The 909-nt window shown below is 56.8% G+C and carries 1 protein-coding gene; it reads left to right on the top strand.

All coding sequences use genetic code 11. The features are described 5' to 3' along the window. Window positions 1-909, top strand: a 909-nt coding sequence (locus AC27K1_RS21575) for an Ig-like domain-containing protein (RefSeq protein ID WP_487152859.1), incomplete at both ends; no start/stop codon positions are given.

The raw sequence follows: 909 nt of genomic DNA, 5'->3' as shown, positions 1-909 counted from the left end.
AACCCTGACCATTGACGTACTGGCCGACGACACGGACCTGGATCACAACGACAACCCCGCCAATTTCAGCCTGAACACTGTGCAGATCGTGGATGGTGACGGCAATCCACTGACAGGCCATGGCGTCGCCAGCATAAACAACAACCAGCTGCAGTTTGTGGCGGGAAATGACTTTGACTACCTGGACGTCGGCGAGACTGCCACGGTGACCGTACGCTATGTGATGTCCGATGACGAAGGGGCTACCTCTGAGTCAACGGCCACCATTACGGTCACCGGCACCAACGACGCACCGGTGGCGATGCCTGACATCGCCACGGGGCATGAGAACGAAACACTGGTCATTGACGTACTGGCTGATGATACCGATGTCGATAACAGCGACACCCCCGCTAACTTCAGTCTCGATAGTGTGCAGATCGTGGATGGTGACGGCAATCCATTAAGTGGTCAGGGCACGGTCAGCATTGTCAACAACCAGCTGCAGTTTATACCGGGCAGTGACTTTGATTACCTGGCCAATGGCGAGACCGCCACGGTCACCGTGCGTTATGTTATGTCCGATGACGAGGGGCTCACGTCTGAATCAACGGCCACCATTACGGTCACCGGCACCAACGACGCGCCGGTGGCGACGCCCGATACCGCCACTACAGGCCATGAACACGAAACCCTGACCATTGACGTACTGGCCGACGATACGGATCTGGATCACAACGACAACCCCGCCAATTTCAGCCTGGACAATGTGCAGATCGTGGATGGTGACGGCAATCCATTGACCGGCCATGGCATCGCCAGCATAGACAACAACCAGCTGCAGTTTGTGGCGGGCAATGACTTTGATTACCTGGACGTCGGCGAGACTGCCACGGTGACCGTGCGCTATGTGATGTCCGATGACGAAGC

Source organism: Kistimonas ophiarachnellae (genome assembly GCF_057552235.1).
The sequence above is the reverse complement of the archived record's forward strand: the minus strand, read 5'-3'. Positions and strand labels throughout refer to the sequence as shown.